The organism is Nocardioides iriomotensis, assembly GCF_004168035.1.
Classification (GTDB): Bacteria; Actinomycetota; Actinomycetes; order Propionibacteriales; family Nocardioidaceae; genus Nocardioides_B; species Nocardioides_B iriomotensis.
Map to the genome: position 1 here is coordinate 296,408 of NZ_SDPU01000022.1, position 22,009 is coordinate 318,416.

The following is a 22,009-nucleotide window of genomic DNA, read 5'->3' on the forward strand; positions in this document are numbered from 1 at the left end:
ACTCGGCGGTCAGAGGTGCTTGAGCGCCTCGCGGCGGGAGAGGCCGGACAGGTGGGCGGGGCCGGTCTCGTGCTCGGCGACGAACGCGCGCACCCAGTCGGGGTCGGTGCGGGCGTGCTGGCGCAGCGCCCACCCGACGGCCTTGCGGATCCAGAACGTGCGGCCGTGCGGCGAGTCCTCGAGGTTCTGCTCCAGCGCGTGGCGCAGCAGGTCGAGGTCGGTGTCGTGCTTGTGGCCGACCTGGCAGATCACGGCGGTACGGCGTAGCCAGAGGTCGTCGTCGACGGCCCAGGCGCACAGCACCGGCGTGGCCTCCTCGCGGTGCGCGGCCAGGATGTCGCCGACGAGGTGGGTGGCGAGGTCGTCGACCACGTCCCACCAGGCGCCGTCGACGACGAGGTCGCGGTACAGCCCGAGCGTCGCGACGTCCTGGTGGTCGCGGTAGAGCCGGTGCCGGGCGACGCCGAGGGCGGCGTACCACTCCTCCCGGTACGTCGCGCCGGACCAGATGCCGCGCACGGCGGCCTCCCACGAACGCCGGTCCGGCAGCGGGTGCGCCGGGATCACCTCGCGCAGGATCGCCCGCAGCGGCACGGACGTCACGCCGGCGTAGGGCAGGTCGGACTTCATGTAGGCCTGCATGTCCGGCGCCCGCCGCAGGTCGCCGGACGCCTCGATCCTGCGACGAAGCTCACCGGCCAGATCGGGCATAGTGAGCACGGTAGTGGTGTTGGGTTGGTGATGACGCAGCGCGACGAGGCGACGAGGACCGCAGGGGAGGTGGCATGAGCAGCGTGCACATCGTGGACGAGGTTCCCGAGCTCGACGAGCTCTCGGGCGCCGGCGGTCCGGTGCTGCTCCACGCACTCGACGGCTTCCTCGACGCCGGCAACGCCGGTGCCCTGGCCGTCGCCCACCTGCTCGACGGCGACGCCGGCCGGGTGGTGGCGAGCTTCGACGTCGACTCCTTCTACGACTACCGCGCGCGCCGCCCGCCGATGACGTTCGTGGAGGACCACTACCAGGACTACGCCGCGCCGCGCCTCGTCGTGCGGGTGCTGCGCGACTCCCTCGGCACGCCGTACCTCCTGCTGCACGGGCCGGAGCCCGACACCCGCTGGGAGGGTTTCGCCTCGGCGGTGCGCGACGTCGTCGAGCACTTCGGCGTCCGGCTGACCGTCGGGCTGGGGTCGGTGCCGATGGCCGTGCCGCACACGCGGCCGGTGATGCTGACCAACCACGGCACGTCGCCCGAGCTCCTCGTGCAGGAGAACGTCTGGGCCGGCAACATCCGGATCCCGTCCAGTGCGCAGGCACTGCTCGAGCTGCGGCTGGGGGAGTGGGGCCACCCCGCGATGGGCTTCGTGGCGCACATCCCGCACTACGTCGCGCAGCTCGACTACCCCGCCGCCGCCGTGACGATGCTGGAGTCGGTCGAGGTGGTCACCGGGCTCGAGTGGGACCTCGCCGCGCTCGACGCGGCCGGTGCCGAGCGGCTCGGGGAGATCGCGGCGCAGATCGCCGACTCCACGGAGGTCGCCGACGTGGTCGCCGGTCTCGAGCAGCAGTACGACAGCTTCCACCGCGCCGACAGCCCCGACGCCTCCGGCTCGACCCTGCCCCTGGCCGAGGAGCGCGACCTCCCGACCGGGGAGGAGCTCGGTGCGGAGTTCGAGCGTTTCCTGGCCGGCCTCGACCGGCGCGACGACGAGTAGCCGAGAAGGAAGAGACCGCCGCGTGCCCAGCTCCGCCGAGGAGATCGTCGAGCTCCTCGACCTCGAGACCATCGACGTCAACCTGTTCCGCGGGATCCAGCCCGACACGATGCTGCAGCGCGTGTTCGGCGGGCAGGTCGCTGCGCAGGCCCTGGTCGCCGGCGCCCGCACCGTCGAGGAGCCGCGCAGCGTGCACTCGCTGCACAGCTACTTCTTGCGGCCGGGCGACCCCGCCGTCCCGATCGTGTACGACGTCGAACGGATCCGCGACGGCCGGTCGTTCTCGACCCGGCGCGTCGTGGCCCGCCAGCACGGCCGGCCGATCTACTACATGACGCTGTCGAGCCAGGTGCCCGAGGGCGGCTACGACCACCAGGACCGGATGCCCGACGTACCCGCGCCGGACGAGACGCCCGAGCTCGGCGCGCTGCTCCGCAAGGCCCGCGGCGAGCGGGCGAGTGCCTGGCTCGAGGAGTGGGCCAGCCTGGAGCTGCGCTGGATCGGCGACACCCGCCAAGGCGGCCTCCCGGCCTCCGACGACCACCCCGCCCAGGTGCGGCTCTGGATCCGCACCAACGGCAAGCTCGGCGACGACCCGCTCGTGCACCAGGCGGCGTTCACCTACCTGAGCGACCTGACGTTGCTCGGCTCCGCGCTGGTGCCGCACGAGGTCGACCTCGGCAGCAAGCACGTGCAGAGCGCGTCGCTCGACCACACGATCTGGTTCCACCGGCCGTTCCGCGCCGACGAGTGGCTGCTCTACGACCAGACCTCGCCGTCCGCCTCCGGTGCCCGCGGGCTCGGGATCGGCCGGGTCTTCCGCGAGGACGGCACCCTGGTCGCGACCGTCGCCCAGGAGGGGCTCATCCGCAAGCTCGACTGAGCCCCAGCCCCGCTGAATCACAGCGCTGTAACACACCAATCCCTCAATAACGCTCACCGACACGCCGATGTTCTGGTTGCATCTGAGCGTTTCTGTGACTCGAGGGAAGTAGTGAGACATGCGTGAACGGGTAGGCACCGCACTGCGACGAGGCGGCGTCCTGCTCCTCACCCTCGGCGCGAGCGTCGCGGTGGCCGGACCCGCGCAGGCCGTTCCGGTCCCCGACTACGAGATGCCGTTCTCCTGCGGCCAGGTCTGGGAGGGCAGCACCCGCCCGAGCCACAGCCCCAGCGCGTACTCGGCCGACTTCAACCGGGTCCCCGACCTCGGCGAGCCGGCCCTCGCGGCCGCGGCCGGCGTGGTGACCACGGTCACCGACCTCGGCAACCGCAGCTACGGCAAGTACGTCGTCGTCGACCACGGCAACGGCGACACCACGCTCTACGCCCACCTCGACGCGCTCTGGGCGGTGCCCGGACAGCGCGTCGACCAGGGCACGGTGCTCGGCCGGGTCGGCACCAGCGGCGGCTCGTCCGGCCCGCACCTCCACTTCGAGGAGCGGCTCAACGGCAAGGTCCAGAAGCCGTGGTTCCACCAGGTCGAGTTCGTCATGCCGCGCTCGCAGGCGTCGCAGAACTGCTCCGACGTCCCCGTCGTCGGGGACTGGAACGGCGACGGCGTCGACGAGCCCGCGGTCTACCGGCGTACGGCGGCCTCGAAGTTCCGGCTCTCGCTCACCGGTGCCCCCGCGACGGTCGTCGGCTGGGGGCTGCCCACCGACCAGCCCGTCGTCGGCGACTGGGACGGCAACGGCACCGCCGACCTCGGGGTGCGCCGGCAGACCGGCAACCGCTTCTGGCTGCGCCACGCCGACGGCTCGGCCCAGGTCGTGCGGTTCGGCTCCCGCCCCGACCTGCCGGTCACCGGCGACTGGGACGGCAACGGCACCAGCGACCTCGGCGTGTGGAAGCAGAAGACCGCGAAGTTCGTGCTCCGCAACGCCGACGGCACCAAGACCAAGGTCGTGCTGGGCGACGTCAACGACCTGCCGGTCAAGGGTGACTGGAACGGGGACCGCGTCAGCGACCTCGGCGTCTACGACAGCGCCACCGCCACGTTCGTGCTGCGCACCGTCGGCCCCGACGGGCTCCCCGTGCTCACCAGCGTCCCCTTCGGCGCGCCGGGCGACCTGCCGGTCACCGGCGACTGGGAGGGCGACGGCCTCACCGACCTCGGCGTGTGGCGGCCGGCGGAGGGCGTGTTCTACCAGCGCGTGTCGCCGCCGGCGGCCCGCGGCGTCGCCACCGTCGCGTCGAAGAAGTTCGGCCGGGCGCGCTGAGCCGTCGCGGCCGCTCGTAGGTATTACGTCATTCGGTCGGTGACGCCCCGACACCGGGAGTCGTAGATTGACCGACATCCGCACCGCCGACGAACAGTCACGACTGTCGCCCCGACCGACCGTGACGACAGCCTGAGGAGCCGCCACCCGAGCCGGCCCGACCGGCCTTCGCGTGGAAGTGATGCACGTGGCCGTCTCCGGCCCCAGCCGTGCCCGCCGGCGGGTCGTCGTGCGCGGGGTCGTCCAGGGCGTCGGCTTCCGGCCCTTCGTCTACGCCCTCGCGCGCAGCCTCGGCCTGAGCGGCGGCGTCTGGAACACCGGCGACGGCGTCGTCGCCGAGGTCGAGGGCGACCCGCGCTCGGTCGCGACGTTCGTCGCCCGGCTCGCCCCCGACGCGCCTCCGCTCGCGGTCGTCGTGGACGTCACCGACACCGCCGTCCCCGTCCAGGGCGGCACCACCTTCACGATCGCGCCGTCACGAGGCGGTCCGGGACGCACCTTCGTCAGCCCCGACGTCAGCGTCTGCGACGACTGCCTCGCGGAGCTGCGCGACCCGGCCGACCGCCGGTACCGGCACCCGTTCATCACCTGCACCAGCTGCGGTCCCCGGTTCACCGTCACCACCGGTCTGCCTTACGACCGCGAGCACACCACGATGACCGGGTTCCCGCTGTGCGACGCCTGCGCCCGTGAGTACGGCGACCCGGCCGACCGGCGCTTCCACGCCCAGACCGTCTGCTGCCGGGAGTGCGGCCCGCGGCTGCATCTCGCCGTGCCGGGCCGCCCGACCCTCGTGGGCGAGACCGCGCTCGCCGAGGCGCGCGGCCTGCTGCGCGACGGAGCCGTCGTCGCAGTCAAGGGGATCGGTGGCTACCACCTCGCCTGCGACGCCACCGCTCCCGACGCGGTGGAGACCCTGCGCAAGCGCAAGCGGCGCGGCGACAAGCCGTTCGCGCTGATGGTGGCCGACGCCGCCGCCGCGGACCGGCTCGTGCACCTGGACGACGCCGAGCGTGCTCTGCTCACCGCCCGCAGCCGGCCGGTCGTGCTGGCCCGCCGCCGCACGCGTGGCCCGGCGGCGGACGCGGTCGCGCCCGGCAACGACGACCTCGGCGTGATGCTCGCCTACACCCCGTTGCACCACCTCCTCCTCGGGCTGCCCGGCGACGACCACCTGCCGGTCCTGGTGATGACCAGCGGCAACCTCACCGGCGAGCCGATCGTCACCGACGACACCGACGCCCGCACCCGGCTGGGCGGCCTGGCGGACGCGTGGCTCTACGGCGACCGCCCCATCCACGTCCCGTGCGACGACACCGTGACCCGCGCCGTCGACGGCGCCGAGGCACCGGTGCGCCGGTCGCGCGGGCAGGCGCCGCTGCCGATCGCGCTCCCGTTCGACAGCCCGCCCTTGCTCGGCGTGGGCGGCGACCTCAAGAACACCCTGTGCCTGGCCGAGGGGCGGCTCGCCTGGATGTCCGCGCACGTCGGCGACATGGACGACCTCGCCACCCTCGCGGCGTTCACGACCGCCGAGGCGCACCTCGAGCTGCTCACCGGCGTCGCTCCGACGGCTCTTGCCACGGACCGGCACCCGGCGTACCGCTCGCGCCGCTGGGCCCTCGACCACGCCGACGGCCGCCCGGTCGAGGGCGTGCAGCACCACCACGCGCACGTCGCGTCCACGATGGTCGAGCACGGCCTCGGGCCCGAGGCGACCGTCCTCGGCGTCGTGTTCGACGGCACCGGCTACGGCGACGACGGCGCAGTCTGGGGCGGTGAGCTCCTGGTCGCGGGGTACGGCGACTTCGACCGGGCCGCGCACCTGGCGTACGTCGCCCTGCCCGGTGGCGACGCCGGCGTTCGCAACCCGTGCCGGATGGCCCTCTCGCACTTGCGCAGCGCCGGCGTCGCGTGGGACGACGCGCTGCCGTGCGTCCGGGCCTGCGCGGACGACGAGCTCGCTCTGCTCGACCGGCAGCTCGACACCGGGCTCGGCTGCGCGCCGACGTCGAGCATGGGCCGGTTGTTCGACGCCGTCGCCTCGATCGCCGGGATCTGCCACCGGGCCGGGTATGACGCCCAGGCGGCGATGGAGCTCGAGGCGCGGGCACGCTCCGCCGGCTCCGTCGACGGCTACCGGTTCGCGGTGCAGGGGGAGCTGCTCGACGCGGCACCCGTGGTCGCGGCCGCCGCCGACGACGTGCGCACCGGTGTGCCGCCGGCCGTGGTCGCGGCCCGGTTCCAGCGTGCGGTCGTCGACCTGGTCGTCGCGGTCACGGAGCGGCTGCGCGACGAGACCGGGCTGCGCGTCGCCACCCTGAGCGGCGGCGTCTTCCTCAACGCGTACCTCACCTCGGCCTGCGCCGCCGCGCTGACCGCCCGCCGGTTCGAGGTGCTCCGCCACCACGCGGTCCCGGCCAGCGACGCCGGCATCGCCCTCGGACAGGTCGCGGTGCTCGCGCACCGACACAACCGCGACGCAGGACGTGCACGACACGACGTACGACGAGAAGGGAGCAGCCATGTGCCTAGCGGTTCCGGGCCGGGTCCTGGACATCAGCGAGCGTGACGGGACGCGCATCGCCCAGGTCGACTTCGGCGGGGTGACCAAGGAGGTGTGCCTGGAGTACGTCCCGGACCTCCAGGTCGGCGAGTACACGATCGTGCACGTCGGCTTCGCCCTCCAGCGCCTGGACGAGCAGTCGGCGCTGGAGACCCTCGAGCTGTTCCGGCAGATGGGCGAGCTCGAGGCCGAGTTCGGCGACCAGTGGGGACGCGCGGCCGAGCAGGCCGGCCTGCCGCGCCCCGACCTGGCGCCCGAGATGCAGACCGTCGACGGCCCGGGCGCACCGGGCGGAGAGGCAGGCGAGCGATGAAGTACCTCGACGAGTTCCAGGACCCCGAGCTGGCCAAGCGGCTGCTCGACGACATCCATGCCACGGCCACCCATCCGTGGGCGATGATGGAGGTCTGCGGCGGACAGACCCACTCGATCATCCGGCACGGCCTCGACCAGCTGCTGCCCGACGGCATCGAGCTGATCCACGGACCCGGCTGCCCGGTCTGCGTGACACCGCTCGAGGTGATCGACAAGGCGTTGGAGATCGCGTCGCGGCCCGACGTCGTGTTCTGCTCCTTCGGCGACATGCTCCGGGTGCCCGGCAGCGAGAAGGACCTGTTCCGGGTCAAGAGCGCCGGCGGGGACGTGCGGGTCGTCTACTCGCCGCTCGACGCGCTCCAGCTCGCCCGGACCAACCCCGACAAGCAGGTGGTCTTCTTCGGCATCGGCTTCGAGACGACCGCGCCGCCCAACGCGATGACGGTCTACCAGGCCAAGAAGCTCGGGATCGACAACTTCACCCTGCTGGTCAGCCACGTCCGGGTGCCGCCCGCCATCGAGGCGATCATGACCTCGCCCGACTGCCGCGTGCAGGCGTTCCTGGCCGCCGGTCACGTCTGCACCGTGATGGGCACGGCGGAGTACCCGCCGCTCGCCGAGCGGTTCCACGTGCCGATCGTGGTCACCGGCTTCGAGCCGCTCGACATCCTCGAGGGCATCCGCCGGGCCGTCCACCAGCTCGAGGACGGCCGGGCGGAGGTGGAGAACGCCTACCGGCGCGTCGTCCTCCCGGAGGGCAACCCCGTCGCGATCCGGATGCTCGAGGACGTGTTCGAGGTCGTCGACCGGTCCTGGCGCGGGATCGGGATGATCCCGCAGAGCGGCTGGCGGCTCTCCGACGCCTACCGCGAGTACGACGCCGAGCGGCGCTTCGAGGTCGGCGACATCCACACCCAGGAGTCGACCGTGTGCCGCAGCGGCGAGGTGCTGCAGGGGCTGATCAAGCCGCACGAGTGCTCCGCGTTCGGCACGCTCTGCACGCCGCGCAACCCGCTCGGCGCCACGATGGTGTCGAGTGAGGGCGCCTGCGCGGCGTACTACCTCTACCGACGGATGCAGGTGCCGGCCCAGCCCGGTCCCGGCGAGACCCGGGAGGTGACCTCCGTTGGCTGAGCCGATCACGCTCGCCGCTCCCACCGAGCCGGTGAGCTTCGAGGGCTGGACCTGCCCGCTCCCGCTCCGCGACAGCCCCACGATCGTGATGGGTCACGGCGGCGGCGGGGCGATGTCCGGTGAGCTGGTGGAGCACGTGTTCCTGCCGGCGTTCGCCGACGATGACCTGGCCCGGCTGGCCGACTCGGCGGTGCTCCCGCTGCTCGGCGGCCGGGTGGCGTTCTCGACCGACTCGTTCGTGGTCCGGCCGCTGTTCTTCCCCGGCGGCAGCATCGGCGACCTCGCGGTGAACGGGACGGTGAACGACCTGGCGATGAGCGGCGCGGAGCCGCTGTTCCTGTCGGCGGCCTTCATCCTCGAGGAGGGCACCGACGTGACGAAGGTCGGCGCCGTCGCCCAGCGCCTCGGCGAGGCGGCCGAGCGCGCCGGGGTCCGCGTGGTCACCGGCGACACCAAGGTGGTGGAGACCGGCCACGGCGACGGCGTGTACGTCAACACCGCCGGCGTGGGCGTCGTGCCCGAGGGCGTGGACCTGCGTCCCGACCGGGCCCGACCGGGTGACGTGGTCATCGTCAGCGGAGACATCGGCGTGCACGGCGTGGCGATCATGAGCGTCCGCGAGGGCCTCCAGTTCGGCGCCGAGGTCGAGTCCGACTGCCAGCCGCTCCACCGCCTGGTCTCCGCGATGCTCGACGTCACCCGGGACCTGCACGTGCTGCGCGACCCGACCCGCGGCGGCGTCGCCACGGCGCTCAACGAGATCGCCCGCGCCTCCGGCGTCGGGGTCGAGGTCGTCGAGCGGTCCCTGCCGATCCCCGAGGTCGTCGCCAACGCGTGCGCGTTCCTCGGTCTCGACCCGCTCCAGGTCGCCAACGAGGGCAAGCTGCTCGCCTTCGTCGACCGCGACCACGCGGACGAGGTGCTGGCGGCGATGCGGGCGCACCCGGCCGGCGCGGGCTCCGCCGTCATCGGCGAGTGCGTGGAGGCGCATCCCGGCATGGTGGCCGCGACCACCGGCTTCGGGGCCTCCCGCGTGGTGGACCTGCCCCTCGGCGAGCAGCTGCCGCGGATCTGCTGACCCGATGAAGTTCCTCGTGCTGTGGAGCCTCGAGCAGAATCTGCTGTCCGACGCGATGGTGCGGGCCATCGCCCGGATGCCGGAGTACGGCCACCGGATGGAGCAGGAGGGCAAGGTCCTGATGCGCTACCACGTCGTCGGCGCGCACGGCGGTGCGTGGCTGTACGACGTGGCCGACCACGAGGAGTTCGAGCGGCTCCTCGCCCTCGCGCCGGTGTTCAACTTCGCGCGCTACACGATCCACCCGCTGGCCGACATGACCGGGAGGCCCGATGACGACTGAGCTGACCCACCGCACGCCGTACGACGAGCTCGGGACGCACCGGCACCTGCTCATCAGCGAGCGGCTCCGCCAGCGTCGCCGTGCGCTCGGGCTCACCCAGAAGGAGGTGGTCGCGCGGCTGCGCCGGCTCGGCGTGGTGACGACCAACAAGGCGCTGAGCAGCCTGGAGCACGGTGCCGGCCTCGACGTGTGCAAGCTGCCGGAGATCGCGCGGGCGCTCGACTGCTCGCTGACCTACCTGGTCGGCCTGACCGACGACCCCGGCAGCTGGGAGCCGGACGCGCGGCACTGGCCGGCGTCGTCGGAGCGGCAGGACGCGACCCCGCCCTCGCCCGCGCGGCTGCCGGCGCAGCGCGAGCAGCCGCTGCCGGCCGCGGTCCCGCACATCCTGGGGCCGATGCCCTGACGAGGGACGGCTACATGCGGCGCATGTCGAGGTAGCGCTTGATGTCCTCCTTCGAGGCGACCGCGACCGCGGCGACCGCGGCGACGACCAGCAACAGGAGCTTCTTCACCTCATCCACCTCCTCCGGGCACGCGTGCCCCCGCGTGCAGACGGGCCAGCTCGTGGTCGACGACCTCCCGGACCAGCGCGGCCGCGGGCTCGACGGCCTCCCGCACGGGGGCCGACAGGCCGATGCCCTCGTCGAGGACGGCGGGTCGGCAGCCGACGACGAGGATCCGGCCGACGACGCCGCCGAGTGTGGGGAGCAGCTCCATCACGCCGCCGGGCGACAGGTCGTGCGGGTCGAGCAGCACCTCGGGCAACGCGTCGACCGGTGCGCTCCCGCGCTCGGGTACGTCGGGCTCGATCACGTGCAGCGAGCCGGGCGGCCCCTCCTGCCGCGCCACCGTGTCGACGACCAGGAGGACGTCGTACCCCTCCAACAGCTCGTAGACCAGGTGCACCGACCGGATGCCGAAGTCGACGAGCTTCGCTTCCGGTGGCAACGGCTCCCGGGCGAGCGTGGCGGCCACCTCCACGCCGAAGCCGTCGTCGGAGAGGAAGATGTTGCCGACGCAGGCGACCAGGAGGCGGGCCATCACGCACCCGCCCTCGTCAAGGGCTCCACCTCGTCGGGCGCGAAGTAGAGGTAGCGGCCGTGCGCGGCCTTCAGCTCCGCGCCCGGGTCGTCGTCCACCGACACGGCGAGGTGCTCGTGGCCGTCCACGTCGCGCAGCACCGCGGCCACCGTCGCCTCGCGCCCGGCGAGGAACAGGTCGTAGGCGTCGGCCCGTCGGGGACCGGGGCGCAGGATGACCCGGCTGCCGCGCCGCACCGTCGTGCCGCCGATCTCGACCGTGTCGTGGTCGGGGTCGGCCTGCGCGTCGGCACCCGGGTCCCACCAGGGCACGTCGAGCGCGGCCGGCGGCTCGGGCGGCGGCGCGAGCGAGGTGGTCATCGCGTCGACGTACCGCACGGTCCCGTGCAGCCGCTCCCACAGGTCGGGCGGCATGCCCTCGACCTCCCGCAGCAGCGCCGCGGTGCGCGGGTCCGTGCCGCGCACCTCGCGCTTCTCGTCGTCGGACAGCGTGGCGGTGCGCAGGCTGAGCAGCTCGTCGATCTCCAGGGCGTCGAAGAACGCGGTCTCGCTCTGCGGCGCGAGCCGGGGGTGGTCGTACAGGATGATCGGCGAGCTCAGGACGACCGCGGCCTGGTCGTCGGGCCCGGCCAGGACCGGGAAGACCCCGTCGTTGAGGCAGCCCGCGACGAACCCCGACGCCCACTGCGGCGGGTCGAGCTGGGAGACGAACGACGCGCCCTCCACCTCGACGAGCACGTGGCAGGCGACCAGGGCTCGGCGCAGCCAGTCCGGCCGTCGCGCGCCGACGTCGCCGGAGGCGGTGGCGTTCTCGACCTCGATCCTGAGCAGGGTCACGGCGTACGGCGACACCGGCCGGTGCACCCGGGTCGTGACGCGCACGGCGAGCGGCTCGCGGACGCGCACCAGCCGGCCGCCTGGCACCTGCTCGGCCTCGGTGCCGCCCTCGACCGGCACGGTCACGGCGAGGTCCTCGTCGAGCGGCAGGTCGAGCGGGACCTCCCGCTCGACGGCCTCGTCCCACGGGACGTAGCGGGTGTCGCCGACGTCGAGCCTGTCGACCGGCGAGCCGGCGGCGTCCTCGACGCCGCGGCGCTGCACCTGGAGGAAGCGCACGGTCGCCCGCAGCGCGGTGGCGTCGCCGTCCACGACCAGGTCGGTCCGGGTCGCCGCGCGCTCGGAACCGTCGAGCGCGACGACGTCGTGCGGCATCAGGACGCCCCACTGCCAGCGGACCTGGTTCTTCGCGGCACCCGCCCGGTAGGGGTAGAGCACGTAGCCCTCGTAGAGCACGGCGTCGGCGACCGCGCGGGCGTCCTCCCGGGCCGTCGTCATCGCTCGGCCTCACCGAGCAGCCGGTCCAGGGCCGCGTCGAACGACGTCAGCCCGAGGCGGCCGCGGTACACCGAGAGCCGGTTGAAGGTCTCCCGGTCGACCCGGAGCCAGGCCTGTCCGGGGAAGTGCGCGTCCACGGCCTCGCGCCACACCGCCACGGGCAGTCGCGCGGTCGTCTCCTTGTGCCACGGGACCGGCTGGACGGCGATCGCGCCGGCGGTGCCGGTGAACACCTGGCCGCTGAACAGCAGCAGCAGGGGTACGACGCCGTCCTCGAGCGCGGCGAGGTACTTGTGGGCCGCGACGTCGACGTCGTAGCTCACCGGGAGGGCCAGGTCGAAGGTGCACTCACCGGTGAAGCCGGGGAGCACCTGGGACAGGAAGGCGAGCTGCAGCGGCTGCATCGTGGCGCCCCAGCGCCCCCGTGTGCCGAACAGGTCGACGACCTTGGTCGCCTCGCCGTCGTTGTACGGCCGGCGGACCGGCTCGATCCGCACCTGGCAGCGCAGGGCGAGGGCGTGCACGCGGAGGCCCGACGCGTCCCGGGCCCGCATCCTCAGCACGACGGTGGGGGACGCGGCGTACCGGTCGGCGACCGCCTCGTCGCAGCTGAAGTCGAGGTCGACGGTGGCACCGGGGAGGGCCGCGTCCGACGCGCTCATGCGGCACCACCGGTTCGCGGCACCGAGCGGGCGCGACGGTCCAGGTCGGCGAACCAGGCGTCGATCCGCCGCCACACCTCGGTGCCGCCACCGAGCCCGGTCCACGACGAGCGGACCACGCCCACGAGCTCGTAGCAGAGGTCGATCGGCACGAGGTAGCACGCGAAGCCGTCGCCCAGACGGCGCAGCAGCACCGCCTCGACGTCCTCCATGGTGGTGCCGAGCACCGGGTGGTCGGCGACCAGGTCGTCCCAGGCGACCAGGTCCAGCAGCGACTCCGTCGCGCCGCCCGGGCCGGGGTAGAACGCGAGCAGGTGCTCGATCCCGGACTGCCGGAAGAAGAAGACCAGGTCGACGGGGATCCGGAGCGCGTCCCACTGGCTCTCGGTGACGCGTGGGTCGGCCACGCGGCGCACGTCCTCGCCGACGCCGCGGTAGCGGCCGCCGCCGGCACCCTGCGGCGCGAACAGCAGGTAGCAGGGCCGGCAGACGCACAGCAGGCGGTGCTGCGCGACGTCGGCGACGTGCCCGTGCCGGTCGCCGATGCTGACGCCGCAGAACTCGCACCGCTCCTCCACCGGGGCGGCCGATGGCGCGGGAGCGGCGATCCGCCGCAGCGAGCCCAGGCCGCTCATACCGCCTCCCGGCGCGGCAGCGCCATCTTCCACGCGCCGTGCTCGGGGAGCAGCGGGACGGGGGAGAGCGGAGTCGCGTCGGCGTCGAGCGCGCGACCGGCCAGCCGTACGTCGTACCCGTGCCCGCAGCGGCAGCGCAGCGCGTCACCCTCGAGCGTGCCCTCCGCCAGTGAGCCGAGGCAGGCCGGGCAGCGGTCGAGGTAGGCGAGGAGCGTGCCGTCGAGGTTCGCGACGAGGACGGACTCCCCGGCGACGTCGACGCGCCGCAGCGTCCGCGGTGGCACGTCCAGGTCGAGGTGCTCCCAGCCGGCGGACGGTCCGGCCGCGGGGACGGGGTCGTGCGGGCTGAACGGCGCGATCTGCAGGAGCGCCGGACCCGCGTCCACCATGCCCTCGGCCTCGACGGCGACGACGTCCGGCGCGGCGACCAGGATCGCGTCCTCGATGGCCGACCTCACGGTGAGGGACGAGGACGGGCAGCCGTCGCAGCTGCCCTCCAGCCGCAGGTGCACCACGCCCGCGGCGTCGACCTCGGACAGCGACACGCCTCCGGCGTGCGACCCCAGGTACGGGCGCACCTGCTCCAGCGCGCGCTGCACCCGGGTGTCGACGTCGTCGGGGTGCAGGTCGTGCAGCACCAGCAGGTTGCCGACCACGTCGTCGTCGGCCAGGCGGCGCAGGACCTCGGGCGTGACCTCCTCGACGAGCCGGGCCAGCCCGGCGCCGTACAGGCTCATCACCGCCTGCAGCAGTCCCTCGACGCGCTCGAGCACCGCGGGCGGGCTGCTCTGCCCGAGCTCGTCGAGCAGGGTCTCGATGCGCTCGCTGACCTCACGTACCGACACGGGCTCCATGCGCGGCTCCTCCTCGTTCGGCGGCGACGTCCTCCAGGAACGCGTACCAGTGCTCGACGTTCTCCCCGGTCCGCACCGACAGCGGCAGCACCTCGACGCCGGGGCGCAGGGCACGGGCCTGCTCCTCGAACCGGGCCAGGTCGAAGTCGACGTACGGCAGGAGGTCCGTCTTGTTGACCACGACGAGGTCGGCGACGCCGAACATGTGCGGGTACTTCAGCGGCTTGTCGTCGCCCTCGGTGACCGACACGACCACGACCTTGGCGCGCTCGCCGAGGTCGAAGAGGGCCGGGCAGACCAGGTTGCCGACGTTCTCCACGAACAGCAGCGCGCCGGTCGGCGGGTCGAGCTCGTGCAGGGCCCGGTGCACCATCGCGGCGTCGAGGTGGCAGCCCGCCCCGGTGTTGACCTGGACCGCGCGCGCACCCGCGCGGCGGATCCGGTCGGCGTCGAACGACGTCTCCTGGTCGCCCTCGATGACGCAGACGGTGTGCCGCCACGCGAGGTCCGCGACCGTGCGCTCGAGCAGGCTGGTCTTGCCCGCCCCGGGCGAGCTCATCAGGTTGAGCGCCGTGATCTCCCGCGCGGCCAGCGAGTCCCGGACGTGCTCGGCGAGCCGGTCGTTCTTGGCGAGGAGGCGCTCCTCGACGAGCACCGTCTCGGTGGTCTCGGTGGCCGGGGCGTCACCGCAGCCGCAGGTCAGGCACACGACTCCTCCCGGACCAGCTCGACGCTGACCAGGGCGAGGTCGTCGCCCGCGCACTCCTCGACAACCAGCGCGGCGCCGGCCAGCGGCGTCTCCGCGGCCACGACGTCGAAGCAGAACGCCATCGCCTCCGGCACGACGCCCGACGCGTCCCCGACCCGGACCGTGACCGCCACGACCCGGCGCCCGACGGTGCGCTCGGCCACCAGGTCCACCAGGCTCTCCGTGATCGCCAGCTCGTGCACGGCGCGACCTAGTAGGGCTTTACCGGGACGCTCGGCGTGTGCAGGTGCTCCACCACCCGGCCGCGGCCGGTGAACATGTGGACGCCGCACGGCAGGCAGGGGTCGAACGAGCGGACCGCCCGCATCACGTCGATGCCCTTGAAGGTCTCCGGCGGGTTCTCCTCGAAGATCGGCGTGTTCTGGACGGCGTCCTCGTAGGGACCGGGGGTCCCGTAGGTGTCGCGGACGCTGCCGTTCCACGGGGTCGGCGGGTAGGGGTGGTAGTTCGCGATCTTCCCGTCGCGGATGACCATGTGGTGGCTGAGCACGCCGCGGACCGCCTCGGTGAATCCGACGGACACGGCCTGGTCGGGCACCTCGAACCTCGTCCAGGTGTCCGTGCGGCCGGCCCGGACCTCCTCCAGCGCCTTCTCGGTGAAGTGCAGGGCGAGCGCGGCGGAGTACGCCTGGAAGTAGGTGCGGGCGCGGTTGCGCTCGATCGCGTTGCTCCAGCGCGGGATCTTCCACTCGAAGGTGACCTCGGGCTTCAGCGCCGTGCGGGGCAGGTTGATGACCACGCTGCTGCCGGTCGCCTTCACGTAGCCGCAGTCGACGAGGCCGCTGAGCGCGGTCGACCAGAGCCGGGCGATCGGCCCGCCGCCGGTGTCGAGGGCGAGGTGGTCGGTGCCGTCGAACCAGCGCGGCGACATCGTCCAGGAGTAGGCGTTGTCCCAGTCGCGCTTGGCCGGCTTGGGGATCGTGTGCTGGTTCCACGGGTGCCGCTCGTCGACCGGGTTGCCGAGCGGGTCGCGGGTCACGAACGTCTCGCGCCCGGACTTCACCCAGTCCTCGTAGTAGGAGTGGCCGAGCAGGATCCGGATGCCGAGGTTGATCTCGACGAGGTCGTTGGTGACGAGGTTGCCGTCGACGATCACACCCGGCGTGACGAACATCTTCCTGCCCCAGTCGGACATGGTCGCGTAGCGGAAGTCGCAGTACGCCGGGTCGTTCAGGCTGCCCCAGCAGCCCAGCAGGATGCGGCGCTCGCCGACGTGCTCGTAGCCGGGCAGCGCCTCGTAGAAGAAGTCGAACAGGTCGTCGTGGAGCGGCACGACCTTCTTCATGAACTCGACGTACCGCATCAGCCGGGTCAGGTAGTCGGTGAACAGCTGGATCGTCGCGGTCGTGCCGACGCCGCCCGGGTACAGCGTCGAGGGGTGGACGTGCCGGCCCTCCATCAGGCAGAACATCTCGCGGGTGTACCGGCTGACCTGCAGCGCCTCGCGGTAGAACTCGCCCTCGAGCGGGTTGAGCGACCGCATGATGTCGCCGATGGTCCGGTACCCGTGGATCCCGGCGTTCGGCGCCTCGGTGCTGTTGGCGCGTTCCAGGACCCCGGGGTTGGTCTCCTTGACCATCCGCTCGCAGTAGTCCACCCCGACGAGGTTCTCCTGGAAGATGTTGTGGTCGAACATGTACTCCGCGGCCTCACCGAGGTTGATGATCCACTCGCCGAGGTGGGGCGGCGCGATGCCGTAGGCCATGTTCTGGTTGTAGACCGAGCAGGTGGCGTGGTTGTCGCCGCAGATGCCGCAGATCCGGCTGGTGATGAAGTGCGCGTCCCGCGGGTCCTTGCCCCGCATGAACAGGCTGTAGCCGCGGAAGATCGACGACGTGCTGTGGCACTCGAGGATCTTCTTCTGCTTGAAGTCGACGCTGGCGTAGATGCCGAGGCTGCCCACGATCCTGGTGACCGGGTCCCACGACATCTCGACGACGTCGGTGTCCTGCTGCGTGGTCCGCTTGGGTTCGGTGATGGTCATGGTCGCTCCGCTCACCAGGTCTTCGTGAAGCCGGTCTTGAGGTCGGGCCCCTTGGTGCGCCAGCGCGGCTCCTTGTCGAGGGTGCTCTCCGTGACCCCGCGGAGGCGCTTGACGGCCTTGCCGTAGATCGTGCTGCCGCGCGACGACAGCTTGGCTCCCGGCGGCTCGTCCATGAACGGCATGAACTTGTCCGGGAAGCCGGGCATCGTGCACCCGATGCAGATGCCGCCGACGTTGGGGCAGCCGCCGACGCCGTTGATCCACCCCCGCTTCGGCACGTTGCACTTCACGACCGGTCCCCAGCAGCCCAGCTTGACGATGCAGGTGGGGGAGCCGTACTCGGTGGCGAAGTCGCCCTGCTCGTAGTAGCCGGCGCGGTCGCAGCCCTCGTGCACGGTCGCGCCGAACAACCAGCGTGGGCGCAGCGCCTCGTCGAGCGGGATCATCGGCGCCTGGCCGGCCACCTGGTACAGCAGGTAGGTGATCGTCTCGGCCAGGTTGTCGGGGTGGATCGGGCAGCCCGGCACACAGACGATCGGCAGGCCCGCCTTGGACTTCCAGTCCCAGCCCAGGTAGTCGGGCACCCCCATGGCGCCGGTGGGGTTGCCGGACATCGCGTGGATCCCGCCGTACGTCGCGCACGTCCCGACGGCGAGCACGGCGGTCGCCTTGGGGGCGAGCCGGTCCAGCCACTCCGAGGTGGTCATCGGCTGGCCGGTCATCGGGTTGTTGCCGAAGCCGCACCAGTAGCCCTCCGGCTTGATCGCCTCGTTGGGGATCGAGCCCTCGACCACGAGCACGAACGGCTCGAGCTCGCCGCGGTCGGCCTTGTGCCACCACTCGATGAAGGTGTCCGCGCCCTGCTCCGGGCCGCACTCGAAGTCGATCAGCGGCCAGTGCACCGCGATCTTGGGCAGGCCGGGCAGCGCGCCGAGGACGATCTCCTCGATGCTCGGCTGCGTGGCCGCCGTCAGCGCGACGGAGTCCCCGTCGCAGCTGAGCCCGCCGTTCATCCAGAGGATGTGCACCGCACCCTCGTCGGTCTGCGTCGGGCGCTCGATGACTTCGGTCATTTTCCACCTCCGGAAGCGGGCCTCTTCATCGTGCTTCGAGCGTCCCGGCCGGGACACGGGGAAGGCCGGGTCAATTGCGCCGCAATCGGGGAGTCGGGCACTCCGCGAATCGGGGACGCGACGGCCGGGCTGCGACTAGCCTGGAGCGGTGGGGAGCCAGCAGCCGGACGAGGCCGACGGCGTCGTCGAGGCGTCGGGGAACCGCGCAGGCCCGACCGCCGCGGGACCGGACCTCTCGGGGATCGAGGACGTCGCGCGCGACCTCGGCACGACGTTCACCACCCACGTGCGCGAGCGCGCGGCCGCCGCGCAGGCGGCACGCGACGGCGTGCTGGCCTCCGACGCCGACCGCGACGCGGCCGTGAAGGTGCTCGCGGACGCGTTCTCCGTCGGCCGGCTGTCGTCGGCCGAGCTCGAGCAGCGCACCGGGCGGGCCCTCGCGGCGCGCACCCACGGCGAGCTCGACGACCTGCTGGCCGGCCTCGGCGGCTACCGGGTGGCCGTGCCGAGCCGCCCGTGGCGCAAGGCGGTCTTCGGCGTGGTGGCGTTCCTGACGTCACCGTTCGTGCTGCTGGGCAGCCTGCTCTTCGCGTTCGGCTCCGACGTCGGCGACCACGTCGGCGGGGCGGTGTTCCTGGTGGTCCTGCTGCCGGGGCTGTTCGCGCTGTGGCGCTGGGCGTGGCCGCGGTCCTGAGCCGCCGGCGCCGTCAGGCCAGGGGGGTCGCCCGGCCGAGCAGGTGGGGCTTGTCGTTCTTCGGGTTGCGCAAGGCGAACGCGTAGCCGTCGCCGACCTTCGTCGACCCGAACGCCACCGTGCCGGGCAGCAGGACGGGCTTCTTGAACGCCACCTCCACCGTCACCGCGTCGGGCAGCCGCCCGTCGAGCGCCGCGAGGCAGCGTGCCTTGCTCCACATGCCGTGCGCGATCTGCCGGGGGAAGCCGAACGCCTTCGCCGTGACGCCGTACAGGTGGATCGGGTTGTGGTCCCCGGACACCGCGGCGTAGCGGCGGCCGAGGTCCCCGGCCAGCCGCCACTGCACGCCGCCGGCGGGCACGTCCTCGAACGTCCTGTCCGCCGCGGCCGCCTCGCGGTCGCCGCCGCCGAGACGCAGGTACGTCGAGCGGGACTGCCACACCAGCTCGCCGGCGCTGTGCACGTCGACGTCGAGGTCGAAGGCCCGGCCCTTGGCGTGCGGGCGGAGGCCGCCGGAGCGGGCGGTGACCTGGAGCTTCTCGTCGGGCGAGATCGCGCGGTGCTGGGTGAGGGCGTTCTCCAGGTGCACCGTGCCGATCGCGGGGAACGGGAAGTCCCGGCTGGTCATGATCGCCATGTGCAGCGGGAACGCGAGCAGGTGCGGGTAGGTGAGCGGCAGGCTCTCCTTGAGCGGGAACCCGCAGACCTCGCTGTACGCCGCCACGTGGTCACGGTCGACGGGCACGTCGTACCGGGTCTCGACGAGCTCGGGCAGGTCGGTGCCGGTCTTGCGGATGCCCGGCAGCTGGTTGACGACCGGGATCGACGGCAGCGCCGCCCGGAGCATCGTGGGGACGGCCATCAGGTCAGGCCCCCAGCATCATCTGGCCGCAGACCCGGACCACGTTGCCGTTGACCGCGGTGGAGGCCGGGTTGGCGTACCAGGCGATCGCCTCGGCGACGTCGACCGGCAGACCGCCCTGCGACAGCGCGTTGAGCCGGCGGCCCACCTCCCGGGTCGCGAAGGGCACGGCCGCGGTCATCTTCGTCTCGATGAAGCCCGGGGCGACCGCGTTGATGGTGATGCCGTCCTTGAGGTCGTCGGCCAGGCTGTCGACGAGGCCGATGACGCCGGCCTTGGAGGCGGCGTAGTTGGTCTGGCCCAGGTTGCCGGCGATGCCCGCGATCGAGGCGACGCCGACGATGCGGCCGTTCTTGGCGATCAGCTTCTGCCGGAGCAGCTCGGTCGTGATCCGCTCGGGCGCGGTCAGGTTGACCGCGATCGTCGAGCCGAAGCCGTCGGCCTTCATGTTCGCCAGCTTCTTGTCCCGGGTGATGCCGGCGTTGTGCACGACGACGTCGACCTTCGTGTGCTTCTCCTTCACGTGCTGCGCGATCCGCTGCGGCGCGTCCTTGCCGGTGATGTCCAGCGTGAGGTGGTCGCCGTCCAGCTCGCGCATCAGGGCCTGCAGCTCGCTCGCCGCCTGCGGCACGTCGATGCCGAGGATCGTGGCGCCGTCGCGGTGCAGCACCCGGGCGATCTGCTCGCCGATGCCGCGGCTGGCACCGGTGACGATCGCGACCTTGCCGGCCAGCGGCTTGGTCCAGTCGGTGACCTCCTCGGCCGCGTCGACGGCGCCGTGGGCGCCGATCCGGACGACCTGGCCGGACACGTAGGCCGACTTGGGGGAGAGCAGGAAGCCCAGGGTCGACGCGAGCGCGGCCGGGTGGTCGTGCGCCTCGGGCGCGACGTACACGAGCTGCACCGTGCCGCCCTTGCCGATCTCCTTGCCGAGCGAGCGGGTGAAGCCCTCGAGCGCGCGCTGCGCCACGCGCTCCGCCCCGTGCAGCGCCTCGGGCGTCACGCCGAGGACGACCACGCGCGGGCAGGTGCCGAGGCTGCGCATGAGCGGGGTGAAGAACTCCTGGAGGGCGACGAGCTGGTCGCTCGCCGCGATGCCGGTGGCGTCGAAGACCAGCCCCTTGTAGCGCTCCTCGCCCTCGCCCACCGGTCCGGCGCCGCGGACGTGCGCGATGCCGAGGTCGTCGAGCGCGGTGACGAGGGACTTCTCGAGCCGGCCGTCGCCGCCGAGCACGATCGTGCCGTCGACGAGCGGGGCACCCTCGGTCCAGCGCTCCAGGCGGACCGGGTTGGGCAGGCCGAGGTTCTTGGCGAGCAGCTGGCCGACGGGCGTGTGGATCAGGCTCTGGTAGCGGTCGCTCATCGCGGCGGTCCTCCTGGACGGGGGGAGCGGGCAGTCCTACAGTTGTAACGAGCGGTATAACTCGGTGTCCACATTTCGTGACGTGACCCTCATCGGGTTTTCCTACCCCTTGTTACCGGAGAGTATGTACCCATGACCAACACCCCGGCCATCCGTCGCGTCGCCGTCGTCGGCGGCAACCGCATCCCGTTCGCGCGCTCCAACACGGTCTACGCGCACGCGTCCAACCAGGACATGCTGACCGCCGCGATCGACGGGCTCGTCACCCGGTTCGGGCTGCAGGGCGAGCGGGTGGGCGAGGTGGTCGCGGGCGCGGTGCTCAAGCACAGCCGCGACTTCAACCTGACCCGGGAGGCCGTGCTCGGCAGCCGGCTCGCGCCGGAGACGCCGGCCTACGACCTCCAGCAGGCCTGTGACACCGGCATCCAGGCCACGGTGGCGGTGGCCGACAAGATCGCCCTCGGCGTGATCGACGTCGGGATCGCGGGCGGCACCGACACCACCTCCGACGCGCCGATCGCCGTGAACGAGCGGCTGCGCAAGATCCTGCTCGAGGCCAACCGCGCCAAGACCCTGCAGGGCCGGCTCGCCGCGCTCACCAAGGTCCGCCCGGCCCACCTCGCGCCGTCCATCCCGCAGAACAGCGAGCCTCGCACCGGCCTGTCGATGGGCGAGTCCGCCGCGCTGACCGCGCTGGAGTGGGGCATCGGCCGCGAGGAGCAGGACGAGCTCGCCGTCGCCTCGCACCACAACCTGGCGGCGGCGTACGACCGGGGCTTCCTCGACGACCTGGTCACGCCGTTCCAGGGTCTGGAGCGCGACCAGAACCTCCGCCCCGACTCGTCGCTGGAGAAGCTCTCCACCCTCAAGCCGGTGTTCGGCAAGGGCGAGGCGGCGACGATGACCGCGGCCAACTCCACCCCGCTCACCGACGGTGCGTCGGTCGTGCTGCTCTGCTCGGAGGAGTACGCCGAGGCGAAGGGCTGGGAGCCGCTGGCGTTCCTGACGTTCCACGAGACCGCGGCCGTCGACTACGTGCACGGCGGCGAGGGCCTGCTGATGGCGCCGGCGTACGCCATGCCGCGGATGCTCGAGCGCGCCGGCCTCACGCTGCAGGACTTCGACTTCTACGAGATCCACGAGGCGTTCGCCTCGCAGGTCCTCGCGACGCTGAAGGTCTGGGAGGACCCGGTGTTCTGCAAGGAGCGCCTCGGCCTCGACGCCCCGCTCGGCTCGATCGACCGGTCGAAGCTCAACGTCGTGGGCTCGTCGCTGGCCGCGGGTCACCCGTTCGCCGCGACCGGCGGCCGGATCGTCGCCACGCTGGCCAAGCTGCTGGCCGAGAAGGGCTCCGGCCGCGGCGTCATCTCGATCTGCGCAGCCGGCGGCCAGGGCGTCACCGCGATCCTGGAGCGCTGAGCG

24 protein-coding genes are annotated in these 22,009 nt (G+C 72.6%); 11 read left to right on the forward strand and 13 right to left on the reverse strand.

Going from position 1 to position 22,009, the window contains the following annotated elements; all coding sequences use genetic code 11:
- Positions 1-9: 9 nt before the first annotated feature.
- A complete protein-coding gene (locus ETU37_RS12215) occupies positions 10-711 on the reverse strand; it encodes a DNA alkylation repair protein (protein ID WP_129987601.1) in 702 nt (233 codons plus the stop codon).
- A 74-nt stretch (positions 712-785) separates the two neighbouring features.
- Between ETU37_RS12215 and ETU37_RS12220 the strand changes: the two genes are divergently transcribed.
- From ETU37_RS12220 to ETU37_RS12260, 9 genes are all read left to right on the forward strand, one after another.
- Positions 786-1,715, forward strand: a complete 930-nt coding sequence (locus ETU37_RS12220) for a PAC2 family protein (protein WP_129987602.1) — start codon at positions 786-788, stop codon at positions 1,713-1,715.
- Positions 1,716-1,737: 22 nt separating this feature from the next.
- Entirely contained in the window at positions 1,738-2,598 is an 861-nt protein-coding gene (locus ETU37_RS12225) for an acyl-CoA thioesterase (RefSeq protein WP_129987603.1), read from the forward strand.
- Between the two features lie 118 nt (positions 2,599-2,716).
- On the forward strand, positions 2,717-3,937 hold the full coding sequence (locus ETU37_RS12230) for a M23 family metallopeptidase (RefSeq protein WP_129987604.1): 1,221 nt from the start codon (positions 2,717-2,719) through the stop codon (positions 3,935-3,937).
- 181 nt (positions 3,938-4,118) lie between these two features.
- On the forward strand, positions 4,119-6,509 hold the full coding sequence (gene hypF / locus ETU37_RS12235; RefSeq protein WP_129987661.1) for a carbamoyltransferase HypF: 2,391 nt from the start codon (positions 4,119-4,121) through the stop codon (positions 6,507-6,509).
- Positions 6,463-6,816 (forward strand): HypC/HybG/HupF family hydrogenase formation chaperone, encoded by a 354-nt coding sequence (locus ETU37_RS12240; protein ID WP_129987605.1) that lies wholly within the window; start codon positions 6,463-6,465, stop codon positions 6,814-6,816. Before hypF ends, ETU37_RS12240 begins: the two co-directional genes overlap by 47 nt.
- Complete coding sequence (gene hypD / locus ETU37_RS12245) at positions 6,813-7,952, forward strand: hydrogenase formation protein HypD (protein ID WP_129987606.1); 1,140 nt, start codon at positions 6,813-6,815, stop codon at positions 7,950-7,952. The genes ETU37_RS12240 and hypD overlap by 4 nt, the downstream gene beginning before the upstream one ends.
- Positions 7,945-9,030 carry a hydrogenase expression/formation protein HypE gene (gene hypE, locus ETU37_RS12250; protein WP_240755691.1) on the forward strand — a complete coding sequence of 362 codons (1,086 nt, stop codon included), beginning with the start codon at positions 7,945-7,947 and terminating at the stop codon, positions 9,028-9,030. Before hypD ends, hypE begins: the two co-directional genes overlap by 8 nt.
- A 4-nt stretch (positions 9,031-9,034) precedes the next feature.
- Complete coding sequence (locus ETU37_RS12255; RefSeq protein ID WP_129987607.1) at positions 9,035-9,313, forward strand: muconolactone Delta-isomerase family protein; 279 nt, start codon at positions 9,035-9,037, stop codon at positions 9,311-9,313.
- Entirely contained in the window at positions 9,303-9,719 is a 417-nt protein-coding gene (locus ETU37_RS12260; RefSeq protein ID WP_129987608.1) for a helix-turn-helix domain-containing protein, read from the forward strand. Before ETU37_RS12255 ends, ETU37_RS12260 begins: the two co-directional genes overlap by 11 nt.
- Positions 9,720-9,729: 10 nt before the next feature.
- On the opposite strand, the gene ETU37_RS23955 is transcribed toward ETU37_RS12260, so the two are convergent.
- From ETU37_RS23955 to ETU37_RS12305, 10 genes are read right to left on the reverse strand one after another with little or no spacing between them, the layout of a single operon-like run.
- The gene (locus ETU37_RS23955; protein ID WP_420819108.1) at positions 9,730-9,828 is read right to left on the reverse strand and encodes a DUF6893 family small protein; all 99 of its coding nucleotides are present in this window, start codon (positions 9,826-9,828) and stop codon (positions 9,730-9,732) included.
- Position 9,829: 1 nt separating this feature from the next.
- Positions 9,830-10,357: a hydrogenase maturation protease gene (locus ETU37_RS12265; protein WP_240755698.1), complete on the reverse strand. Its 528-nt coding sequence runs from the start codon at positions 10,355-10,357 to the stop codon at positions 9,830-9,832.
- Positions 10,357-11,691 (reverse strand): hypothetical protein, encoded by a 1,335-nt coding sequence (locus ETU37_RS12270; RefSeq protein ID WP_129987610.1) that lies wholly within the window; start codon positions 11,689-11,691, stop codon positions 10,357-10,359. Before ETU37_RS12270 ends, ETU37_RS12265 begins: the two co-directional genes overlap by 1 nt.
- On the reverse strand, positions 11,688-12,353 hold the full coding sequence (locus tag ETU37_RS12275; RefSeq protein ID WP_129987611.1) for a DUF6084 family protein: 666 nt from the start codon (positions 12,351-12,353) through the stop codon (positions 11,688-11,690). The genes ETU37_RS12270 and ETU37_RS12275 overlap by 4 nt, the downstream gene beginning before the upstream one ends.
- Positions 12,350-12,988, reverse strand: a complete 639-nt coding sequence (locus ETU37_RS12280; protein ID WP_129987612.1) for a DUF5947 family protein — start codon at positions 12,986-12,988, stop codon at positions 12,350-12,352. Before ETU37_RS12280 ends, ETU37_RS12275 begins: the two co-directional genes overlap by 4 nt.
- Positions 12,985-13,842, reverse strand: coding sequence for a NifU family protein (locus ETU37_RS12285; RefSeq protein WP_129987613.1), 858 nt, complete (start codon positions 13,840-13,842; stop codon positions 12,985-12,987). The genes ETU37_RS12280 and ETU37_RS12285 overlap by 4 nt, the downstream gene beginning before the upstream one ends.
- Positions 13,820-14,551 carry a hydrogenase nickel incorporation protein HypB gene (gene hypB, locus ETU37_RS12290; protein WP_129987614.1) on the reverse strand — a complete coding sequence of 244 codons (732 nt, stop codon included), beginning with the start codon at positions 14,549-14,551 and terminating at the stop codon, positions 13,820-13,822. The genes ETU37_RS12285 and hypB overlap by 23 nt, the downstream gene beginning before the upstream one ends.
- Positions 14,542-14,793, reverse strand: coding sequence for a hydrogenase/urease maturation nickel metallochaperone HypA (locus tag ETU37_RS12295; RefSeq protein ID WP_129987615.1), 252 nt, complete (start codon positions 14,791-14,793; stop codon positions 14,542-14,544). The genes hypB and ETU37_RS12295 overlap by 10 nt, the downstream gene beginning before the upstream one ends.
- 8 nt (positions 14,794-14,801) lie before the next feature.
- The gene (locus ETU37_RS12300) at positions 14,802-16,595 is read right to left on the reverse strand and encodes a nickel-dependent hydrogenase large subunit (protein WP_129987616.1); all 1,794 of its coding nucleotides are present in this window, start codon (positions 16,593-16,595) and stop codon (positions 14,802-14,804) included.
- Positions 16,596-16,606: 11 nt separating this feature from the next.
- The gene (locus ETU37_RS12305; RefSeq protein WP_129987617.1) at positions 16,607-17,668 is read right to left on the reverse strand and encodes an NADH-quinone oxidoreductase subunit B family protein; all 1,062 of its coding nucleotides are present in this window, start codon (positions 17,666-17,668) and stop codon (positions 16,607-16,609) included.
- A 148-nt stretch (positions 17,669-17,816) separates the two neighbouring features.
- On the opposite strand from ETU37_RS12305, the gene ETU37_RS12310 reads away from it, so the two are divergent.
- A complete protein-coding gene (locus tag ETU37_RS12310; RefSeq protein ID WP_129987618.1) occupies positions 17,817-18,362 on the forward strand; it encodes a DUF1707 SHOCT-like domain-containing protein in 546 nt (181 codons plus the stop codon).
- 13 nt (positions 18,363-18,375) lie between these two features.
- On the opposite strand, the gene ETU37_RS12315 is transcribed toward ETU37_RS12310, so the two are convergent.
- Positions 18,376-19,224: a MaoC/PaaZ C-terminal domain-containing protein gene (locus tag ETU37_RS12315; protein WP_129987619.1), complete on the reverse strand. Its 849-nt coding sequence runs from the start codon at positions 19,222-19,224 to the stop codon at positions 18,376-18,378.
- Between the two features lie 4 nt (positions 19,225-19,228).
- Positions 19,229-20,587, reverse strand: a complete 1,359-nt coding sequence (locus ETU37_RS12320; RefSeq protein ID WP_129987620.1) for a 3-oxoacyl-ACP reductase — start codon at positions 20,585-20,587, stop codon at positions 19,229-19,231.
- A gap of 132 nt (positions 20,588-20,719) precedes the next feature.
- Between ETU37_RS12320 and ETU37_RS12325 the strand changes: the two genes are divergently transcribed.
- Entirely contained in the window at positions 20,720-22,006 is a 1,287-nt protein-coding gene (locus tag ETU37_RS12325; protein WP_129987621.1) for an acetyl-CoA C-acetyltransferase, read from the forward strand.
- Positions 22,007-22,009 lie beyond the last annotated feature (3 nt).

Coding starts and splice junctions, on each gene's coding strand:
- ETU37_RS12230 (WP_129987604.1), top strand. CDS start 2,717: ATGCGTGAACGGGTAGGCACCGCACTGCGACGAGGCGGCGTCCTGCTC.
- ETU37_RS12320 (WP_129987620.1), bottom strand. CDS start 20,587: ATGAGCGACCGCTACCAGAGCCTGATCCACACGCCCGTCGGCCAGCTG.
- ETU37_RS12305 (WP_129987617.1), bottom strand. CDS start 17,668: ATGACCGAAGTCATCGAGCGCCCGACGCAGACCGACGAGGGTGCGGTG.
- ETU37_RS12265 (WP_240755698.1), bottom strand. CDS start 10,357: ATGGCCCGCCTCCTGGTCGCCTGCGTCGGCAACATCTTCCTCTCCGAC.
- hypD (WP_129987606.1), top strand. CDS start 6,813: ATGAAGTACCTCGACGAGTTCCAGGACCCCGAGCTGGCCAAGCGGCTG.
- ETU37_RS12275 (WP_129987611.1), bottom strand. CDS start 12,353: ATGAGCGCGTCGGACGCGGCCCTCCCCGGTGCCACCGTCGACCTCGAC.
- ETU37_RS12215 (WP_129987601.1), bottom strand. CDS start 711: ATGCCCGATCTGGCCGGTGAGCTTCGTCGCAGGATCGAGGCGTCCGGC.
- ETU37_RS12280 (WP_129987612.1), bottom strand. CDS start 12,988: ATGAGCGGCCTGGGCTCGCTGCGGCGGATCGCCGCTCCCGCGCCATCG.
- ETU37_RS12315 (WP_129987619.1), bottom strand. CDS start 19,224: ATGGCCGTCCCCACGATGCTCCGGGCGGCGCTGCCGTCGATCCCGGTC.
- ETU37_RS12270 (WP_129987610.1), bottom strand. CDS start 11,691: ATGACGACGGCCCGGGAGGACGCCCGCGCGGTCGCCGACGCCGTGCTC.
- ETU37_RS12220 (WP_129987602.1), top strand. CDS start 786: ATGAGCAGCGTGCACATCGTGGACGAGGTTCCCGAGCTCGACGAGCTC.
- ETU37_RS12240 (WP_129987605.1), top strand. CDS start 6,463: ATGTGCCTAGCGGTTCCGGGCCGGGTCCTGGACATCAGCGAGCGTGAC.
- ETU37_RS12260 (WP_129987608.1), top strand. CDS start 9,303: ATGACGACTGAGCTGACCCACCGCACGCCGTACGACGAGCTCGGGACG.
- hypF (WP_129987661.1), top strand. CDS start 4,119: ATGCACGTGGCCGTCTCCGGCCCCAGCCGTGCCCGCCGGCGGGTCGTC.
- ETU37_RS12255 (WP_129987607.1), top strand. CDS start 9,035: ATGAAGTTCCTCGTGCTGTGGAGCCTCGAGCAGAATCTGCTGTCCGAC.
- ETU37_RS12285 (WP_129987613.1), bottom strand. CDS start 13,842: ATGGAGCCCGTGTCGGTACGTGAGGTCAGCGAGCGCATCGAGACCCTG.
- ETU37_RS12325 (WP_129987621.1), top strand. CDS start 20,720: ATGACCAACACCCCGGCCATCCGTCGCGTCGCCGTCGTCGGCGGCAAC.
- ETU37_RS12300 (WP_129987616.1), bottom strand. CDS start 16,595: ATGACCATCACCGAACCCAAGCGGACCACGCAGCAGGACACCGACGTC.